16 protein-coding genes are annotated in these 17572 nt (G+C 56.8%); 10 read left to right on the top strand and 6 right to left on the bottom strand.

Annotated features, from left to right (window positions below; genetic code table 11):
* Positions 1 to 59: 59 nt before the first annotated feature.
* The 4 genes from hfq to AC5S3R_RS15900 all read left to right on the top strand — a co-directional run bounded on the left by hfq (position 60) and on the right by AC5S3R_RS15900 (position 2873).
* A complete protein-coding gene (gene hfq, locus AC5S3R_RS15885; RefSeq protein ID WP_494268132.1) occupies positions 60 to 371 on the top strand; it encodes an RNA chaperone Hfq in 312 nt (103 codons plus the stop codon).
* The gene (hflX, locus tag AC5S3R_RS15890) at positions 361 to 1800 is read left to right on the top strand and encodes a GTPase HflX (protein ID WP_494268134.1); all 1440 of its coding nucleotides are present in this window, start codon (positions 361 to 363) and stop codon (positions 1798 to 1800) included. Before hfq ends, hflX begins: the two co-directional genes overlap by 11 nt.
* Before the next feature lie 117 nt (positions 1801 to 1917).
* The gene (locus AC5S3R_RS15895) at positions 1918 to 2118 is read left to right on the top strand and encodes a cold-shock protein (RefSeq protein ID WP_494268135.1); all 201 of its coding nucleotides are present in this window, start codon (positions 1918 to 1920) and stop codon (positions 2116 to 2118) included.
* A 170-nt stretch (positions 2119 to 2288) separates the two neighbouring features.
* On the top strand, positions 2289 to 2873 hold the full coding sequence (locus tag AC5S3R_RS15900) for an NUDIX domain-containing protein (protein ID WP_494268136.1): 585 nt from the start codon (positions 2289 to 2291) through the stop codon (positions 2871 to 2873).
* 132 nt (positions 2874 to 3005) lie between these two features.
* On the opposite strand, the gene AC5S3R_RS15905 is transcribed toward AC5S3R_RS15900, so the two are convergent.
* The gene (locus tag AC5S3R_RS15905; RefSeq protein WP_494268137.1) at positions 3006 to 3479 is read right to left on the bottom strand and encodes a hypothetical protein; all 474 of its coding nucleotides are present in this window, start codon (positions 3477 to 3479) and stop codon (positions 3006 to 3008) included.
* Between the two features lie 136 nt (positions 3480 to 3615).
* Entirely contained in the window at positions 3616 to 4749 is a 1134-nt protein-coding gene (locus AC5S3R_RS15910; RefSeq protein ID WP_494268138.1) for a citrate synthase, read from the bottom strand.
* 499 nt (positions 4750 to 5248) lie between these two features.
* Here AC5S3R_RS15910 and AC5S3R_RS15915 point away from each other — a divergent pair, with 499 nt between their 5' ends.
* The gene (locus AC5S3R_RS15915) at positions 5249 to 6076 is read left to right on the top strand and encodes a hypothetical protein (protein WP_494268139.1); all 828 of its coding nucleotides are present in this window, start codon (positions 5249 to 5251) and stop codon (positions 6074 to 6076) included.
* Positions 6077 to 6166: 90 nt separating this feature from the next.
* Here AC5S3R_RS15915 and AC5S3R_RS15920 read toward each other — a convergent pair whose 3' ends face one another.
* The 4 genes from AC5S3R_RS15920 to AC5S3R_RS15935 form a co-directional block, all read right to left on the bottom strand.
* The gene (locus tag AC5S3R_RS15920; protein WP_494268140.1) at positions 6167 to 6787 is read right to left on the bottom strand and encodes a hypothetical protein; all 621 of its coding nucleotides are present in this window, start codon (positions 6785 to 6787) and stop codon (positions 6167 to 6169) included.
* Positions 6788 to 6965: 178 nt separating this feature from the next.
* Positions 6966 to 8708, bottom strand: coding sequence for a DNA polymerase/3'-5' exonuclease PolX (polX, locus tag AC5S3R_RS15925; RefSeq protein WP_494268141.1), 1743 nt, complete (start codon positions 8706 to 8708; stop codon positions 6966 to 6968).
* Positions 8709 to 8964: 256 nt separating this feature from the next.
* The gene (locus AC5S3R_RS15930) at positions 8965 to 9198 is read right to left on the bottom strand and encodes a cold shock domain-containing protein (RefSeq protein ID WP_494268142.1); all 234 of its coding nucleotides are present in this window, start codon (positions 9196 to 9198) and stop codon (positions 8965 to 8967) included.
* Positions 9199 to 9627: 429 nt separating this feature from the next.
* Complete coding sequence (locus AC5S3R_RS15935) at positions 9628 to 10233, bottom strand: NUDIX hydrolase (RefSeq protein WP_494268143.1); 606 nt, start codon at positions 10231 to 10233, stop codon at positions 9628 to 9630.
* A 280-nt stretch (positions 10234 to 10513) separates the two neighbouring features.
* On the opposite strand from AC5S3R_RS15935, the gene bshC reads away from it, so the two are divergent.
* The 5 genes from bshC (at position 10514) to AC5S3R_RS15960 (ending at position 17571) form a co-directional block, all read left to right on the top strand.
* On the top strand, positions 10514 to 12106 hold the full coding sequence (gene bshC, locus AC5S3R_RS15940) for a bacillithiol biosynthesis cysteine-adding enzyme BshC (protein ID WP_494268144.1): 1593 nt from the start codon (positions 10514 to 10516) through the stop codon (positions 12104 to 12106).
* A gap of 751 nt (positions 12107 to 12857) precedes the next feature.
* Positions 12858 to 14642, top strand: coding sequence for a sodium:solute symporter family protein (locus tag AC5S3R_RS15945; protein WP_494268145.1), 1785 nt, complete (start codon positions 12858 to 12860; stop codon positions 14640 to 14642).
* A 14-nt stretch (positions 14643 to 14656) separates the two neighbouring features.
* Positions 14657 to 14872 (top strand): hypothetical protein, encoded by a 216-nt coding sequence (locus tag AC5S3R_RS15950; RefSeq protein ID WP_494268146.1) that lies wholly within the window; start codon positions 14657 to 14659, stop codon positions 14870 to 14872.
* 35 nt (positions 14873 to 14907) lie between these two features.
* Positions 14908 to 16335 (top strand): L-fucose/L-arabinose isomerase family protein, encoded by a 1428-nt coding sequence (locus tag AC5S3R_RS15955; RefSeq protein WP_494268147.1) that lies wholly within the window; start codon positions 14908 to 14910, stop codon positions 16333 to 16335.
* A gap of 81 nt (positions 16336 to 16416) precedes the next feature.
* Complete coding sequence (locus AC5S3R_RS15960; protein ID WP_494268148.1) at positions 16417 to 17571, top strand: M24 family metallopeptidase; 1155 nt, start codon at positions 16417 to 16419, stop codon at positions 17569 to 17571.
* Position 17572: the final 1 nt, after the last annotated feature.

Raw genomic sequence — 17572 nt, forward strand, 5'->3', positions numbered from 1 at the left:
TCTATACGGAAAGACAACAAGCACCACCAACCCGAAGAGGAAGCAGGAGATCGGCACACATGGAAAATAAGCCGGCACAAAATATTCAGGACACCTTCCTGAACACGGTCCGCAAGGACAAAACCCCCATCACCATTTACCTTGTCAGCGGAGTTAAGCTCACCGGAAAGATCCGCTCCTTTGACAAGTATTCCGTACTGCTGGAAAACAACAGCCAGGAGCAGCTGATCTTCAAGCACGCCATCTCAACCGTTGTGAGCAGCCGTAACGTGATGCATTCCGACCATCGCGCTCCCGCAGCTCATGCCGGAGTCGGCCCGGCCTCCGTGCCAGCCGCACCGGCCAGCGGAGCCGTTGCCGTTGGCAGTTGAAGAGAACCGGCGCGCCCTGTCTAAGCACACCAGCCCGGAACGCGCCATTTTGGTTGGGGTTGATTTTCCCCTCCGCTTGCCTAGCAAGCGCACCGGATCAGCCGGAGCGCGCGTAGCTCTGCGTGTCGATGATGCCCACCTCGATGCGCAGGAGCCAACGTCTGTTCCCGCCTCCACCCCTCACTCTCTCGATGCAGAGGAATCTCTCGCCGAATTCCGCGAGCTTGTCCTCAGCGCCGGCGGAGAAATTGTTGCTGAGCTGACTCAGCGCCGCCAGCGTCCCGACCCCGCTACGCTCATCGGTCCCGGCAAGCTGGAAGAGCTCTCCGGCATCGCCGCCTCCGCAGAGGCCGACCTCATCCTCTTCGACCACGACCTCAGCCCCACGCAGCTCCGCAACCTGGAAGCTGCGCTGCCCTCCCGCGTTCTCGATCGAACCCAGCTCATCCTCGATATCTTCGCCCGCCACGCTCGAACCCGCGAAGGCCAGTTGCAGGTGGAGCTCGCCCAGCTTGAATACATGCTCCCGCGGCTCACCGGACGCGGCAAAGCCATGTCTCAGCTAGGCGGCGGCATCGGTACCCGAGGCCCCGGAGAAACCCAGCTTGAAACCGACCGCCGCCGCATTCAGCGCCGCATCGACCACCTCAAGCAGAACCTCGAAGACGTCCGTCGCGTCCGTCGCCAGCAGCGCCAGCGCCGTGAAGCCGTTCCCGTGCCAACGGTGGCCCTCGTCGGCTACACCAACGCCGGCAAAAGCACGCTCTTCAACCGCCTTACCGGAGCCCACGTCCTCTCGTCCTCACGCATGTTCGCCACGCTCGACCCGAAGCTTCGCGCCATCGAGCTCCCCAGCCGTCGCAAAGTCCTGCTGTCCGACACGGTAGGCTTCATCCGTAATCTGCCCCACACGCTCGTCACCAGCTTCCGCGCCACGCTGGAAGAGGTGCAGCAGGCCGAAGTCCTTCTCCACGTCCGCGACTCCGCCAGCACCTACGGGGAAGAGCAAAAAGCGCAGGTGGAAAAAGTCCTCGGCGAGCTCGAAGCCCTGACCAAGCCCCGCATTGAAGTTCTTAACAAAATTGACCTGCTCGACATCCCGGCCCGAGAAGCTCTCTCGCACCGCCTGGCAGCCAGTCCGAAAGGAGAAGGCGCGGTGGCGCTCTCCGCTAGAACAGGGGAGGGAACCGAAGCCCTCTTCGCCGCCATCGACCAGGCGCTGCACTCTGACCTGCTCTTGGAAGCTGAATTCCGCATCCCGCAGCACGAAGGCGCCGTCCTGGCAGCCATTGAAGCGGGCATGGTCATCCATAGCCGCCGCTACGAAGGGAACATCGTCTATCTCACCGTTACCGGCCCAGCCAGCCTGGTAGGCCGCTACCGGGCCTTCCGCATACGCCCCACCGCAAAATCGCAAAACGAGTTATAATAAATTCTGGTCGTTGAATTTAGACTTGGTTTTCTTGCCTGTTCCCGGTTATACGCCTGACTCGCAATCAACTCCACTTGAGTTCCGCGATACATCATCACCAGGTAGGAGATTTTTATGGAACAGGGTACTGTGAAATGGTTTAACGATGCCAAGGGCTTCGGCTTTCTGAGCCGCCCCAATGGCGAAGACGTCTTCGTGCACTTCTCGGCAATTCAGACGAACGGCTTCCGTTCGCTCCAGGAAGGTCAGGCTGTTCAGTTCGATGTGGTCAAGGGACCCAAGGGCTGGCAGGCAGAGAACGTTCGCGCTCTCTAAGCCGCAAGCGCACAAGCAGTAAAGAACGGGAAGAAGCCTTCGGGTTTCTTCCCGTTTTGCATTTAGGCTCAATATCAGGGAAGGACGCGAAAGCGTAAGGAGTAACAATTAGTTACTACCCGAGCGCGCTTTTGCTGTACCCTGCACCCTGTCCCCTGTACCCTGTTGTTGTGAGCGACAAGGTCAAAACTCCCCCCTCTATCATCACCCTTGCTTCGCGCGAGGTCTATCGCAACCACTGGATGCGTGTCCGCGAAGACGACATCCTGCGCTCGAATGGCAAAAAAGGCATCTATGGCGTGGTGGACAAGGACGACGGCGCCATCATTGTGCCCATCGACACGTCCTCCAACCCGGCCCGCGTCTGGCTAGTCGAGCAATACCGCTACACCATCCAGGAGCGGGCCATAGAGCTGCCGCAAGGCGGTTGGGAGATGGAAATTGACAACCCCGAAGAGCTGGCCCGCGGCGAATTAAAAGAGGAACTGGGCCTGAACGCTGAGCACATGACCTACCTCGGCTATCTCTGGATTGCCTATGGCTTCACGCGCCAGAAGCACCACGTCTTCATCGCCACCGGCCTGACGGCCGCCGAGAAAGACCCCGACGAAGAAGAGCACGACCTCGTAGTCCTCTCCATGCCCATCGAAGAGTTCGAGCAGAAGATGCTGGACGGCACGATTCGCGACAACTGCACCCTGTCCGCCTGGGGAATGTACAAGATGTGGAAAGAAAAGCAGGAAGCAGGGAAGTAGGAGCAAGGGAGAATGGCGAAAACTGGGTGCCCCATTCGCCCGCGCTTTTGCGGGCGGGTGGGATATCTATAAGTCTTCTATAGCTTTTGTCGTTTATCTAAAACCCTGCCCCCTACACCCTGCTCCCTGCCTTTAAGCCTTCCGAAACCGCCCCCAGGCTGTAACCGCCAGCAGAATTACAATTCCCAACCCCACAGCCTGCGCAATCCAAAACACGGGCGAACTCTGTGTAGGCGCAATCTTGCTGAGAAAATCCACCTTCTGAAATGACTGCACGACCAGCACAAAGACATTCAGTTCCAGCGCCACGGCTACGGCGGTCAAAAACAACCCGCGCTTCGTCCTGCTGCCGCTTACCGCAATTGCAATCAGCAGCGCAATCAGCGAGAGCACGCCGATAATAATTCCCGGCGTAATTCCCTTGAACGGAAACAGGAATCCCGTCACGTCCGTCAGGATGTTTGAGATAAAGAAGACCGGCGTCCAGATTGTGTGCTGCTTTTTGCCAATCAGTAAAAAGAGAACCAGGAACCCGGAAAGAATTCCAATCAGGCTCAGCACTACATGTATCCCGGTAAAGAGCCCCGTGCTTAATCCCAGAATCATGTGCAGTCTCCTTGTTTAGCTTTCCCGCCGAAGGGAAAACCAGACTACACGAGAACCCCCTGGCAAGCCACGAAAATCCACACAAAACAAAACGGCAGCACCCAAAAGGATGCCGCCGCTTTTCTGAAACCTGCTTCTATCGCTCCGCGATAGATACCCAATGCGTCGGATATTCCGGCCCCACATACTCCGCCCGCGGACGAATCAGCCGGTTGTCATCCAGTTGCTCAATCACATGCGCCGCCCAGCCGGCAATGCGGCTCACTGCAAAGATCGGCGTAAACAGGTCGATGTCAATTCCAAGCGTGGTGTACGTGGAAGCCGAATAAAAATCCACATTCGCATTCAGCTTCTTCTCGCGGTTGATATACAGCTCAATCGCCCGCGACATATCAAACCACTTCGAGTTGCCTGCGTCCTTGCCAAGCTGTTCGCTCATGCGGCGCAGGTGCGTCGCACGCGGGTCTTCCGTCTTGTACACGCGATGCCCAAAGCCTGAAACCTTCTGCTTCGCCGCCAGCATGGCCTTCACATACTCCACCGGGTCTGCGCCCTCGGCATCAATCTTCTGCAACAGGCGCATTACCGCTTCATTCGCGCCGCCATGCAGCGGCCCCTTCAGCGCGCCAATCGCGCCGGTCGTCGCGGAGTGAATATCAGAGAGCGTTGCCGCAATTACGCGAGCAGCAAATGTGGAAGCATTCAGCTCATGGTCGGCATGCAGAATCAGCGCAATGTCCAGGGTTCGCGTAGCTGTCTCGCTCGGCTTCACGCCATTCAGCATCCAAAGAAAATTCGCCGCATGCGTCAGCGACTTATCCGCCGCAATAATCTCTTTCCCCTTGCGGATGCGGTCATAAATCGCCACAATCATCGGAATCTGCGCCGTCAGCCGGAATGCCTTGCGCACATTCGCATCGTGCGTATTGTCTTTTTCGTCCGCGTCATAAAAGCTCAGCGCGGAAACTGCCGTGCGCAGAACCTCCATCGGCGTTCCATTCGCCGGCAGGCTCTTCAGCAGGTCAATAATCTTTGGGTCAATCTCGCGCGCCTCGGCCAGCTTCGCGGAAAAATCCTTCAATTCGGCAGCATTCGGCAGCCGCCCGTTCCACAGCAGGAAAGTGGTCTCTTCAAAGGTCGAGCTCTCCGCAAGCTCATGAATATCAATGCCACGATACGCCAGGACGCCGGCTTCTCCATCAATCCAGCAGATTCCTGAGTTAGCGGCAACAATGCCTTCCAGACCCTTTCCGGCGACAGCAGTAGACATATCGTTTGAACTCCTGATTTCGAGTTTGGGATAAAAATTTTCAGTGCCGCGGCGGAGGCGTACGAGCATAAGCGCCAGGGTTGCGGAGTAAATGGAGCAAATTCTTTATAGCGGAACGGTTCAACGCTTGTCACGAAACGTTGGCCCACGATGCGGGAAAAGGGAAAACAGGGAACAAGAGACCAAGGGAACGAGGGAACAATCAAGCACCGGAATCATCGCAACAGCGCCATCCTGACCGCGCCATTTCTCAGGCGAAGGAAAGGACTTGCTTTTGTTTTTGTTCTTGCGTTTGCCTTTGCTTTTCCCCTTGTCCCTTTTTCCCTCTGTCCCTTGTCCCTCCAAACCCCTTTCCCATCCGCTAAGATTCCACTAAACTACTCCCCAAACCAGCCTGCGCCGGTAACGTAAACATTTGTTCTACCATCGGCGTCTCATACGGCAGTGTGATCGATAACACGGCGGTTACAAACCGCCAGGGAGAGAATGAACGATTGCTATGACAGATCCACTGGACAATGCTCCTCGCGATTATTCCTCGGCTATGCTGGTTGCGCTGGCAGTTGCTCTTCTTGCCGGCGTCGGTAGCCTCATCTGGAACTACACTCTCAGCGGCAAGCTCGCTACCCAGCAGGCCGCACTTGCAGACGCCACTCACAAAAACACAGAGCTTGCCGCGCAGCTTCGCGAAACCAATGCCAAACTCCGCGTTACTGCAGACGAGCTAAGCCACTCCCTCGGCATTACGCAGCGCCAGATGGACACCCGCGCCCAGCAGATCGTCGCGCAGGAAGAGGCGGCCAACAAGCGTCTCGAAACAGAACAAAAGCAGACCGCGCAACAGGTCAGCGCCGTGCAGACAGATGTTTCTTCGGTCAAAACCGATGTAGGCGGCGTGAAAACCGACGTTGCCAAAACACAAACCGACCTCGCCGGAGCCATCACCCAGTTGCAATCCATGAAGGGGGACCTCAGCGACCATGCGAGCCTCATTGCCCGCACGCACGACGAGCTCGAAATCCTCAAGCACAAGGGAGACCGGAACTACTTTGAGTTCACCCTCAACAAAGGCGACAGGCAGCGCGTAGGCACCGTAACGCTGGAGCTCAAGAAAGCCGACTTCAAAAAGAGCCGCTTCACACTCGTTGTTTACTCCGACGACAAGAAGTATGAGAAGAAGGATAAGAACGTCAACGAGCCCTTGCAGTTCTACAGCGGCAAAGAACCCGGCCTCTACGAAATCGTAGTCAACACGATTAACTCCAAGAGCCAGATAGCCGGCTATCTCTCCACGCCGAAGAGCGCTGCCGCGCCATCAGGAATGTAAAAACTAAGGACGGGTGACGAAGGACGAGAAAAAACACTCCTGCACGGGGCAGATTTGCTGGAGTTGGTTATTTTCGTCACTCGTCCTTCGTCACTCGGCCTTAATATCGCCCGGCCCCGCAATCACCAGATTCGGCTGATACTGAAATCCGACTGTATAGTTCAGTCCTTTGCGCGCATCCCACTGCTCACGCGTCATGTGGAAGGACGTAACAAAGTCTCCCTCCACAGTCTGCCCTGCCGGAATCGTAGCCTCCATCGGTAGCGCATTCCCATGCAGAGGAGCAAGCTCTTTGTAGGCCTGAAACAGCCGCTCATAATCCCGCTCCGGTGCGGCATAGCTCGACACAATCCCGCTTGCAGTATCAAGATTCGTCAGCACATGCGTCACAAACAACGGATTTTTGCTCTGGTTGTGAATCTGCACATGCGAGAAGACCAGCACCTGGTCAAAGGAATCCTTCGGCATCGGATTCCCAGCCGCATCCGTTCCAGAATTTTCCCGATGCACAAAGTGCGCCGTCGCATGTGTCACGCTGGCAGTAGCGGCCGGAATCTCGCGCGTCAGATACGCATAGCCCACAATGGCTACCGAAATCACAACAGCCGCGATTATCGCAGCCCACACAATATGGCTGGTGCCGCGAGTAAATTCCTCACCCTTCGCGGCGTCATCCACTTCTTCAAAGGAGTTCTGCTGCAACAGGCTCATAGCGCCCTCATCATACGCCCGTTTGGACTTCGCCAACAGGCAGAATTTTTACCATAGCAATTGAAAGCGTCGCAGACTGAGATGTTTCAGTCTTAAGTTTTTATTTTTCTATTTAGCTATAAAGTCCGTGCCCCACCCTTGCGCCTTTTTTCTGGAGCAAGGGTGGAACACCTCCAGTTTAATTCTTCCTCTTCAACCCCGCTAAAAACCTCTTCACCGGCAGCGTATTCAACACATCTTCTTTTGACAGCCATGCGCGCCTGAGCTGCTTCACCCCATACTTCATCCGGCCCACCGTCCGCGTCTCATGCGCATCGGTATTGATAACAACCTTGCACCCTAGCTCCTTCGCCAGCCGCAGGTCGCGATCGCTCAAATCCAGCCGCTCCGGCGCCGCATTATGCTCTACAGCCACACCCAGCTCCGCAGCCCTCCGCAACACCGCGCCAATATCAATCGCAAACGGTTCCCGCCGCAACAACAACCGCCCCGTAGGATGGCCCAGTATCTTCACATGCGGATTCTCAATCGCCCGCAGCACGCGCTCCGTCATCTCTTCCCGCGGCTGCTCCAGCTTCGTATGAACGCTGGCAATCACCACATCCATCTGCGCCAGCACTTCGTCGTCAAGGTCAAGCTTGCCGTCGCCAAGAATATCTACTTCAATCCCGGTAAAGATGCGAATCCGTCCTTCAAACTCCGCATCCACCTCGCGAATCCGCTTGATATGCTTCAGCGCACGCTTCTCGTCGAGCCCGTTCGTCATTGCCAGGTTCTTCGAGTGGTCCGTAATCGCGATGTACTCATACCCCGCTGCAATCCCCGCCTCTGCCATCTCAGCAATTGAGTTGCGACCATCGCTCTCCGTAGTGTGCATATGCACATTGCCGCGAATATCTTTCTCTTCAATCAGCGTAGGAACATCGCCTTTAGCCGCCAACTCAATCTCGCCAAGATTTTCGCGCATCTCTGGCGGCATCCACTTCATCTTCAGCGCCGCATAGATATCTTCTTCTGTCTTAGCCGCAACAACAGCGCCGTCATCCAACGTAGCCAGAGCCCACTCATTCAGCGTGTATCCCATCTTCAGCGCACGCTGCCGCAGCGTCACGTTGTGTGCTCTCCCACCCGTAAAGTACTGCAGGGCCGCGCCATAACTCTCACCCGGCAGCAGCCGCACATCCACCTGCATTCCATCCTCAAGATGAAAGCTGACCTTGTTCTCGCCCTTCACAATCAGGTCGTGAATCTCCGGATAAGCCGCAACATAATCCACAGCTTTGTCCGTATGCTCCGGCTCGCAAGCTGTTCCCGTCACCAGCAAATCCAAATCGCCCGCGGTCTCTCTTCCACGCCGCAGCGAGCCCGCTGGAGTTATCCGCTCAATCCCCTTGAACTGCAGCAAGTATTTCGTCAGCCTCTCCGCCGCCTCATCTGCCTGGTCAATCCGAAAACGCCCCGAACTCCGCCGGTAATCCTCAATGCCTTTCTTCAGCTTTTCAATCTGCTTCGCGCCCATCCGCGGCAGCCCATTCAAGCGCCCCGCATCAATCGCCTCAGCCAGCGCATCCACACTCGCAATCTGTGCCGCGCTCCACAACAGGGCAACCGTCTTCGGACCCATCCCCGGCAGCTTCATCAACTCCAGAATGCTACTCCCATACTTCGCCAGCAGCTCATCGCGCAGCGGCAGCGTGCCATCCGCAGCCATGGCCTGAATATTCGTAGCCATGCCCTTGCCAATGCCGGGAGTCTCCAGCAGCCGCGCCGTATCTCCCGCAGCCTCATTCAAATCGACAGTAGTTTGCTCCACAGCCTCAGCCGCGCGCCGATAGCTGCGAATCCGAAAGCTGTCCCCGCCGTCAATCTCCAACAGGTCGGCAGTCTGCTCCAGCAGCCGCGCCATTTGTGAGTTATCCATCGCGTACACTCGCTCCGCGACCAGTATAGTAAGCGCGGCAGACACAGTAATAGCGAATGAGATAGACAGCACTCAACACCCGCAGAAGAACTGCAGGCCATAACCTCTAAGTTTTTGTTTTCAAGGAAGCTTCCGCCCCACGCAACACAGAGAATCCGTCACCACATCACCGAACTCAATCCGTGTGAATCGCCCGCGCACACTCTACCTGTTCCACCTTCAGGCGGCTTCCAGCACGCGGCGCGATTCCCCAGAGTTACGCCGCGCTGTGAACGGCAGCATCCTTCAAGCGACTGACCGAGTCAGCCTGCGGGCCTTTCTGGCCCTGCACAATGTCGAACTCAACATCGTCGCCTTCTTTCAGCGTCTTATATCCGTCCAACTGGATTGCCGAGTAATGCACAAAGACATCCGGACCGTCTTCACGGCCGATGAATCCATACCCTTTGGCGTTATTGAACCACTTAACTTTCCCTTTGTACTGAGCCACAGGCGGTTGCCTTCCTTGCGTCGTAAGATGTGCGGCGGCCAGGACAAGAAACAACGGGTCTCCCACCGCACTTATTCGGTATGACGAGGCAGCTTCTCCAAAGGTTTAGAAAAAATTTACATGGCAGCGTCAAAAAGTGGGACGCCTTTTAACACAAACCCTAATGTCCAGAATCAAAACAAGATGCAGATGTATAACGAATACTTAGAGCGAACAATAAGTAATAGAACGTCACGCTCAACACGCAACAACGTGCTCCTCACCTCGCCAGCAGCAAGAAATGCGGAATAGCACTTTCACAGGCTAGGCAGAAAAATCATCCTGACCAAAGCCACACCTCAAGAGCAGGGAAGAGCACATATTAGCACCTCTGCATTGGCTACCGCGGCTGTATGCTTTTCCCTGTACCCGGCACCTGTACCCCGCTTCTTACCCCTTCACCTTCCGCGCATAAAGCAACACGGCAACAATCGTCTTGCCATCTACAATCTCGCCCTTATCAATCTTCTTCAGCACATCATTCAGCTTTACCAGACGAAACTCGATATGCTCATCCGCCTCGGGATGCGCCTCTCCTGCAATCAATCCCTCGGCCACAAACACCTGCATGCTCTCGCCAAGAAAACCGGGGCTGGGCCAGTAATCCACCAGCAGCTTCCACTTCTTTGCGTGATAGCCGGTCTCTTCTTCCATCTCGCGCTGCGCGCCTGTCAGCGGCTCTTCTCCCGCTTCCAGCTTGCCCGCCGGCAACTCCCATAGAAACTGGTTCGCTGCGTGGCGATACTGCCGCTCCATCACAATCCACGGATTCTTCTTGCTCTTCGATGTATCCACGCCAAGAATCACAACGCTGCCGTTATGCCGAACCACATCGCGAACGCGTTTCGTATCCCGTCCCGGCTCCACAATCGTATCCGTGGTCACGCGAAACATCGGTCCCTTGTAAACCGTCTTAGACCGAACAATCTTCGCGGTCTCTTTCGCAGCAGCCTTCTTCACAGTTTTCTTCTTCTCAGCCTTATCCTTTTTCGACATAAGTATCGTCCAGTCCTCTGCGCAGGATTCGTGATGAGCCCAATTTACTCAATCACCACCGAGTATAAGGGAACGAGAGAACAAGGGACCGGGAGAACAAAAGGAACGATAAAATCTCTCGCACACTCTCAGTGGTGCCATCCTGACCAAGACCGTTCCTGGTGAGATTGCTTCGCATTTGCTTTTCCTTGTTCCCTGCCTTTCTGCATCTACCCACCCTTTCATGGCATCCTTATATTCATCCGTATTTTGCAAAGGACTTCTCCGAAACGTGACGGCCGTGCCCACAGTTGAATCTCATCCCGTAACGGTCGCCCCCGGTGCCAGCCGTATCTTTCAGGACTTCTGTTCCAGCGCCCCCACAGTTCGCCCTTTCTATCCTGCGGACCCTGACTGGCAAAATGCTCCCGCCCGTCCCGCCCACTGGCAGCAAATCGTAGACATTCTCGCGGAACAAAACCCCGCCGCCACGCAATCCATCGCGGCCCTGCGGCAGGGAGCAGGCACCGTTCTCACCGGCCAGCAGGTAGGCCTCTTCGGCGGTCCGCTCTATACGCCCTTCAAGGCCGCCACCGCATTGGCGCGCGCCGCTACGGCCACAGCCGCAGGCTGCCCCCATGTAGGAATCTTCTGGCTGGCCAGTGAAGATCACGACTTTGCCGAAATCAACCACGTCGTCTTCCCGGCCCAGCGCGAACTTCGCAAGCTCACTTACTCAGCCGTTCCAAAGAACGCAATCCCGGCAGGTAGCGTAGTTATTGACGACAGCATCCTGCCCCTGCTCGACCAGGCCGGAGAACTCCTCGGCTGGTCTGACGCGCTCGAAGCTCTCAACGCCGCCTACCAGCCCGGCCACACCTTTGCGCAGGCCTTCGCCAGCTTCTACTCCAAAGCCTTCGCCGCGCAGGGTCTTCTTGTCCTCGACGCAGCCCCCGCAGCCGTTCACAAGCTGGGAGCTCCCGTTCTGCAGGCCGCCATCGAGCAGGCCGACGAGTTGCACGCAGCCCTGGCCGAGCGCAACAGCGCCCTTATCGCTGCCGGCTACCACGTTCAGGTCGCCGTAGCGCCTGACTCCAGCCTGCTCTTCCTCCTTGATGAAGAGACCGGAGCTCGTCAGGCCCTCAAGCGCACTGCTCCGTCAGCCTCAGAGCCCAACGGCGTCTGGCAGGCAGGCCGCCAGCGTTATTCCACTAGCGAGCTGGTCGGAATCCTGCTCTCTGCGCCCAACCGTATCTCGCCCTCGGCTCTCCTGCGCCCCGTCTTCCAGGACTTCCTTCTCGGAACCTCGCTCACCATCGGCGGCCCTGCGGAGATTGCCTACTTCGCCCAGTCCGCCGTCCTCTACGAGCGTATTCTCGGCCATGTAACCACCTTCCAGCCCCGCTGGTCGGCTACGCTTGTCGAGCCGTCTATCGCAGACGTGCTCCGCCGCCACGAGCTAACACCCGAACGAGTCTTCACCCAGACCGAAGACTCGCTGGCCCAGCTTCTCGGAGCTCGCGCCATGCCGATAGAAGGCAAGCGCAAATTAGCCGCCGCCGGCAACGCCCTCGACGCCGAACTCGCGGAAGTTACCACCTGGATGCAGAAGCTGGACGAAGGCCTTGGCCGTTCTGCCATCACTGCCGCCAGCAAAATGCGCTACCAGATGAACCGCCTGCGCCGCCTCTCCGCCAACTTTCAGCTTCAAAAGGAAGCCGCCCTGGGCCGTCACGCACAAGCCATCATCCAATCTCTCTACCCCCACGGCACCCTGCAGGAGCGAGTTCACGGCGCAGCCTGGTACTACGCCCGCCACGGCTTCGACCTGAGCGCGGAGCTGGTCACCCACGCCGCCACCGACACCCCCGGCCACACCGTAGTCTGGCTCTAGCCGCCAATTTTTTAAGAATGCTCCGTGCCTCACCCTTCTGCGTCTTTTGCAGAAAGGTGGGATACCCACATGCCCAGTTCTCCCACCCCGAGTTCTTCCGTTGCCGCTGTGGAAAACCCCTGTCAAGCCTCAAATCAGAAAATATTTTCTAACTCATTGATTCGATTAAGCAAAAACCCTCACCAGATTTGCGCTCAATTATGCAAAATCTGCCACAATAGAATCAGTAGCAGAAAAACGGCCCGGTTCCAAAGGAACCGGGCCGTTCTGTTTTTAAGGACCGAAAGAGGGTCCCCCCTCTTAACACTGGACTGTGAAGGAAAGGAGCAGGCAATGCAGCAAACAACAGCCACAACCGACTTGTCCCTTGTCCCTCTTCCCTTGTCTCTGCCTTTGCACAGTTCCGGAATAAAGAAACTGCACAGTCTCTGTGCAGTCCCCCGCAACCCACACAAAACGAACAGCCTGGAAAAGCACCCCACTGTGCGCATACACACGGACGCATAAATTCCGCATAAAAAAACAGAACACTTTCCTCCCACAACCCGCACCTTCAAAGACGTACCAGCCCTAAAACAACTCTGGCGTGCCGCAGCCTCCAGACGATACACTTCCCGCCGCGTCCACGCGTTCTGCAGCAGCCGTTTTGGACCGGCCCGGCAGAGCTTGACAAACCATGTAGTAAACCCATTTACTTGAGGGCGAACGTCCATCAGAACCAAGGGCGGACAGCCCCATTGTAAGGTGACTCATGTTCGGAATTTTTCCGGTTGCCCTTGCCGCCGGCCTACCCATTTCTGCCAGCCGGCTGCTCGCCTTGAACACGGCTTCTCTCGCCCACCTCAGCGCTCTCGACATCGCTGTCATCGCCATTTACTTCGTAATCGTCATCTGGATTGGCTTTTACCTGAAAGGCCAGTCGAACACGAGCGAAGAGTTCTTCATGGCCGGGCGCGAAATGACAGCGTGGATTGCCGGACTAAGCTTCGTCTCCGCAAACCTTGGGTCGCTCGAACTGATGGGCTGGGCCGGCTCGGCCTACCAGTACGGAATTCTGGCCGCGCACTGGTACTGGATCGGTGCGGTTCCGGCCATCCTCTTCCTCGGCATGGTCATGATGCCGTTCTACTACGTCTGCAAAACGCACTCCGTGCCGGGCTACCTCAAGCTGCGATACGGGCAGGGCGCAAGCATCGTGGCGGCCATCTCCTTCGCCTTCATGACGGTGCTGATGAGCGGCGTAAACATGTTCGCCATGGCTGTAGTGATGAAGGTAATTCTCGGCTGGGACCTGAACTTCTCTATCATCATCTCCTCGCTGGCAGTCGCGGCCTATGTGGCGCTGGGCGGCCTGCGCTCGGCCATCTTCAATGAGGTGCTGCAGTTCGTGCTCATCTGGGGCGGAGCGCTGCTGGTCCCCATCCTCGGCATCATCGAAACCGGCGGCTGGAGTGGCTTTCAGGCGCGGCTGACGCAGAACATTCACAGCGGCCTCGTCCCAATGGGCGACTACACACACATGTGGCGCTCGACGGGCCACTTCGCCGACAACCCAATGGGCATTCACTGGACGGGCATTGTCTTCGGCCTAGGCTTCGCAATCAGCTTCGGTTACTGGACGACTGATTTCCTTGTTGTCCAGCGCGTGCTGGCCGCGCAAAACCTCCGCTCGGCGCGTCTTGCCCCGGTGCTCGGCTCCTTCTTCAAGATGGCCGTGCCGTTCATCGTCATCCTGCCCGGCCTGCTTGGCCTGGTGGTGCTCAAGGACCCCAGTGGCCACCTGATCCAGCTTGTCGGCGAGAACCAGGTCAGCGCCGCGCACCCGTACAGCTACAACGAAGTGCTGCCGCTCATGCTGGTGCGCTACTGCGCTCCCGGCCTGCTCGGCCTCGGCATTACGGCGCTCATCGCAGGCTTCATGAGTGGTATGGCCGGCAACGTCAGCGCCTTCTCCGCCGTATGGACATACGACATTTACCAGCCGTTGTTTAACAAGACCGCCCGTGATGAACACTACGTATCGGTGGGCCGCTGGGCAACGATTCTCGGCGTGATTATCTCCATCGGCACGGCATACCTGGTAATGGGTGCGGCGGGCATCATGGACTATGTGCAGGCACTGTTCAGCTTCTTCATCTCTCCGCTGCTGGGCGTAGTGCTGGTGGGCATGTTCTGGAAGCGCGCAACAAAAGAAGGCGGATTCTGGGGCCTGCTGCTGGGCACGCTAACCTCCGTAGGCCTGTGGGCATGGGTCAAGCTGGTGCCGTCGGCGCTGCAGTTCGTGGCGCTTTCGCCGGACGCCAAAGCTATGGCCGAAGATATGTACCGCGCCCTGTGGAGCGTAATCGTTTCAATGGGCGTCAACGTCGTGGTCAGCCTGTTCACCAAGCCCAAGCCGATTGAAGAGCTCAACGGCGTGGTCTACGGAGCAACCAAGCTGCCCGAGGAAGAGCCGGTGCCGTTCTACAAAAACGAGTGGTTCTGGACTGCCATTGCAGTAGTGCTCTTCCTGGCGCTCAACATTTATTTCTGGTAAGGAGAAGAACGCACATGCACTCGGGGCATATTTCCATCTGGTTCTTCATAGGAGTTTTGCTAACGGTTTATGGCGTGCTCATTACCGGCTACGGAATCTTTGAGGTAGTCACCGGCCAACTCGCCAACGTGGTGCTCAAGGAGATGCACGCGCCCTTATGGTGGGGCGGGCTGATGCTTCTGCTCGGGCTTTTCTACGCAATCAAGTTCCGCCCTGGCCGCAAGGCTTAACTTTTTCAACGGCAGTATTTTTCTTAAGGAGTTTTATGGCAGCCGAACGCGTGATGACCTTCGGAGTCGTGGTGGGCAACCGCGGCTTCTTTCCCGATCACCTGGCCAAGACGGGCCGCGAGGAGATTCTTTCCGTCCTTGAAGCAGCCGGTGCAAAAGCGATTGCGCTTACGCCTGAAGAGTCGAAGTACGGAGCAGTAGAGACCTATGACGAGAGCTTGCGCTGCGCTGAGTTGTTCAAGAAGCACGCGGATGATATCGACGGCATCATCGTCACGCTGCCGAACTTTGGTGAAGAGCGCGGCATTGTCGATGCGATTCGTCTCTCTGGTTTGAAAGTCCCTGTCCTTGTGCAGGCCACGCCCGACCGTTCGGACAACATGACCATCGCAGTGCGCCGCGATTCGTTCTGCGGAAAGATGTCCGCCTGTAACAACCTGATGCAGTATGGCATCCCTTATTCGCTGACCACTCTGCATACGGAAGCCGTAACTTCTCCTGAGTTCAAGTCAGATCTCGAATGGTTTTCAGCAGTTTGCCGCATCATAAAGGGACTGAAGAACCTGAAGATTGGCGCCATTGGCGCGCGTCCGGCAGCGTTTAATACGGTTCGCTATTCGGAGCGCATCCTGGAAACAGCCGGTATCTCGGTGGAGCCGCTGGACCTCTCGGAAGTTTTTGGCCGCATTGAGCGGCTGAAAGATAATGATGACTTGGCACAGGCCAAGCTCGGCGCGATTAAGAACTATGTTTCGACGCAGGGCATTCCAGATGCGGCACTGCTCAAGATGGCCAAGCTCGGCGCAGTCATTGAGACGTGGATGAAGCAGACACACTCCACCATCAGCGCCGTCCAGTGCTGGACCTCGATGGAAGAATACTTCGGCGTGGTGCCTTGCACCGTTATGAGCATGATGAGCGATAACCTGATTCCCTCGGCATGCGAAGTTGATGTGCCGGGCACGCTTTCCATGTACATGCTTGCGTTGGCTTCGCAGACACCTTCAGCTCTTCTCGATTGGAACAACAACTATGGTTCTGATCCGAACAAGTGTGTTTGCTTCCACTGCTCCAATCTGCCGAAGCACTTCTTCGCGGATGTTCGCATGGACTATCAGGAAATCATCGCCGGCACGGTGGGCAAGCTGAATACCTTTGGTACTTGCGTAGGCCGCGTGAAAGCAGGCGCCATGAGCTATGCGCGCTTCTCGACGGATGATCGCCGAGGCGTGATTCGTGGCTACACTGGCGCAGGCAGCTTTACAGACGATCCGCTCGAAACTTTCGGAGGCGCTGGCGTTGCGGAGATTCCAAAGCTGCAGAAGCTGCTCAAGTACATCTGCCGTGAAGGCTTCGAGCATCACGTTGCTGCGAACTTCTCCGATGTGTCGAAGGCTGTGCACGAGGCGGCAACTGTTTATCTTGGATGGGAATCCTACCTGCACGGCGAGACGGAAGAGTAACCAGCCTGCAAGTTGACTGGGCGTTGACGAAATACGTCAACGCCCTTCGCACGTTTCAGTAAACCGAGAAAAGGACAAAGCATGAGCAAGCGCATCAGCAAATCTCTGACTGTGAATGGCGCGACGATCGTGACGGAAGCCGCGTGGAACGCGGAACTGGACGCGAAGCATGAAAAGCTTGTGGATTGGTTAAAAGAGCAAAAGCTTGCCGGTGTTTTGCTGCGTCGCAATGAGAACGTGGCCTGGGTTACAGATGGTGCAGTGGAGGTGCGGGTGCGCACTCCACAGGAAACAGGTGTTGCGTCTCTGCTGGTAACAGCGGAAGGCAAGCGCTACTACTTCACTACGGAGAATGAGGCTCCACGCCTGCATGACGAGGAGTTTGGCGTGCTGGATTTCGAGCCGGTTCTGTTTCCGTGGTATGCGGATGATACGGTGGCTGCCGCGCAGAAGCTTGCGGGTAGTGCGCTTGGTTCGGACACTCCTGTTGCGGGGCTTACAACTGTGAACCTTTACCCGCTGCGTCAGTCGCTGAGTGAGACGGAGATTGCGCGTTATCGCTGGCTGGGTGTGCAGACTGCGGACTCGACGATTGAGGCTCTGCATGAGGTTGAGCCGGGGATGAACGAGTATGACCTCGAAGCGCTGACAGCAGAGAATTTGTTGCGGCGCGGCATTTTGCCTTCGGTATCACTGTATGCGGTGGATGAGCGCATCTACAAGTACAAGCATGCTGCTCCGCGCGGCAAGCGGTTGCAGCAGTATGGCATGTTGAATCTCTGCTCGCGCAAATGGGGGCTGGCGATTTCGATTACGCGCTTTATCTACTTTGGCGAGCTGCCTGCGGAGCTTGCGGCAAAGTTTGAATCCAGCGCAAAGATAAATGCTGCTTTGCTGGATGCGACGCGTGAAGGTGCAACGTCCGCGCAGTTGTTTGCTGCTGCTAAAACTGCATATGCTGCTGAGGGTTATGCGGGGGATGAACAGCTTCATCACCAGGGCGGTCCGACGGGATACAGCGAGCGCGAGTGGATTGCGACTCCACAGGGTGGGGAAACGGTGGTCAACCATCAGGCTTTTGCGTGGAACCCGAGCATTCGCGGAGCGAAGGCGGAAGATACTGTACTTCTCAATGACGGAAAGATTGAGTGGCTGACAGCTACGCCAAGCTTGCCGGTGATTGAGGCCAGTGTGAATGGGGTGGTTTATCCGGCGGCTGGTGTTTTGGTTAAGTAAG

The sequence above is a fragment of the Occallatibacter sp. FHG110214_02 genome, from assembly GCF_059115385.1.